The following is a 2,444-nucleotide window of genomic DNA, read 5'->3' as shown; positions in this document are numbered from 1 at the left end:
GAAAGTAAAATGTTATGTATTAAAAATTGTATTTTTTGAGTGAATATTAAGTTTACTTAATCCTGGAGTTAAGTTTTCATATTTATCCTTTATTCGGAATTTTTACAAAAAAATACAACACAACTGCATCACGTGTTGAACGAGCGATCCGCCATGCAATCGAAGTTGCTTGGAGCATAAGGCTAGCTAATCATTATCCATATAGACAAAAAAACCAGTGAGATAATTCACTGGTTTTTATATATTCATTATACTTCTTTTAAAACAAATAACCTTGAAGAGTAATCATGTGGATGTTCTCTTGCCCAGTATTCATTTGCACGGTCTGTGTAGTTTTCATTAAGAATGATGCCGATATTCATTAGTTCATCGCCATAATGTCTTGTATCCATTCCTTCAATTTCATACAATTTATCAGCGTCAAGTCCTTTTAATTTAATGCGATAATATTTGTCATTAGGCTTTGCAAGAACTTTGTAGTAGCCAACAATTGCCTCACTCTTATTCTGTGAAACGACCATCCAGGAAACCTCATTTGACTCAAACGGACTTAATAAACGATAGAAGGCACCACTGCGAATTAAGTCACGTTTCTCCTTAAAGAAGCTTACTTGTTCCTTCACTTTTTCTTTTTCTCCATCGCTTAACTTAGTAATGTCTAGTTCATAACCAAATGTTCCAAAATATGCAACATTTGCACGTGTATCAATTGATGTCATCCGGCCAACTTGATGATTAGGTACGGCTGAGACATGGCTGCCGATAGAACTTAATGGGTAAACCATTGAAGTACCATACTGGATTTTTAATCGCTCAACAGCGTCTGTGTCATCACTCGTCCAAGTTTGTGGTGCATAATACAATAAGCCTGGATCGAAACGTGCTCCACCGCCAGCACATGATTCGAATAATATTTCAGGATATTTTTCAATTAAACGCTCATACAAGTCATAAACTCCGAGGATATATCTGTGGAATACTTCACCTTGTTGATCGATGTCTAAACTACTTGAATAAGCTTCTGTAATATAACGGTTCATGTCCCATTTTATATAGGAGATTTTTGAATCAGAAATGATATCATCCATTAATTGGAATATATAATCAACTACCTCTTTCCGTGAGAAGTCTAATACAAATTGATTACGACCATGTGAAGCAACACGTTCAGGGGTAGAAATCATCCAATCAGGATGTTCCTCAAATAATTTCGTTCCTTTAGATACCATTTCAGGCTCAAACCATAGACCGAATTTCATTCCAAGCTCACTAACCTTTTCAGAGAGACCTTTAATCCCATTTGGAAGTTTGTCTTTATTAACAAACCAGTCTCCTAGGGAGCTCGAATCATCATGGCGTTCTCCGAACCAACCATCATCTAATACAAATAGTTCAATCCCTAAATGATAGGCAGTTTTTGCAATGTCTAATACTTTTTCTTCATTAAAATCAAAGTAGGTCGCTTCCCAGTTGTTTATTAAAATCGGGCGGACTTTATCACGCCAATATCCTCGTACAAGTCGCTCTCTATATAAATCGTGGTATGTTTGACTCATTCCATTTAATCCATGCTCGCTATAAACGATAACACATTCAGGAGTTTGGAATGATTCATTTGGGTTTAGCTTCCATTTGAATTGGAATGGATTTATCCCCATCATTACTCTGCTAACACTGTATGTGTCTACTTCTACTTGTGCTAAAAAATTGCCGCTATAAACTAAGCTGAATCCATAAACCTCACCATGATGTTCAGATGCATCAAGACGCTTTAATGCAATGAATGGATTATGAGCATGACTGCTAGCACCTCTCGTAGAAGATACTGATTGTACTCCTTTAAATAGCTTTTGGGATTCAACATGAGTCTCGCGTGCCCAAGCTCCATTTAAGTGAAGCATTTCATATTGGTCATCTGGAAAATCGATGCTTGCACTCATCGCATTGTGAAGATAGAATGATTCATTACCTTCATTTACAAATCTTGCGTTGCGGGTAATGACATTTCTTTTTTGATAAATTGTGTAACTTAAGATGAGTTTGCTTTTTAACACTTCATCATATAATGTAACTTCTAATGTATCGGCTTCTTGATTATCCTCAACATATGTTGCAGGCAATTGCTGAAGCCGGGGTTTACCAGAAATGATTTGATAGCTATGGAATTGATAATTTGAAATATGGCTACCGATGTTATTTTTAATCATATGGGCTGGGTAGCGAAAATCAGTTGACCCATAGCTAGGATATTCTTGTTTAATATGCTCTAGTGATGAAGTATGATCACCTTCAAATAAATTACATGAAGGACGAACCTCACGTTCAATTAAATGATAGAAAGATTCACGATGTTTTATTTTCTTTCCGAAATAAAGATGTTCTAGTAGATTGCTTTTTTCTAATACTCTAAAAATATAACTTATATTGTCGTTATATAAATGAAA

At 35.5% G+C, this 2,444-nt stretch carries 1 protein-coding gene and 1 pseudogene; one reads left to right on the top strand and one right to left on the bottom strand.

Annotated elements, in window-relative coordinates; genetic code table 11:
• Positions 1-104 precede the first annotated feature (104 nt).
• Positions 105-176: pseudogene (locus tag HU235_RS16785) on the top strand (sporulation initiation factor Spo0A C-terminal domain-containing protein); the annotation flags it as partial.
• Between the two features lie 72 nt (positions 177-248).
• Here the strand turns inward: HU235_RS16785 and HU235_RS16780 are convergent.
• Positions 249-2,444, bottom strand: a 2,196-nt coding sequence (locus HU235_RS16780) for an alpha-galactosidase (protein WP_174880949.1), incomplete at its 5' end; no start/stop codon positions are given.

The organism is Metabacillus niabensis (genome assembly GCF_902829255.1).
Taxonomy (GTDB): domain Bacteria; phylum Bacillota; class Bacilli; order Bacillales; family Bacillaceae; genus Metabacillus; species Metabacillus niabensis.
The sequence above is the reverse complement of the archived record's forward strand: the minus strand, read 5'-3'. Positions and strand labels throughout refer to the sequence as shown.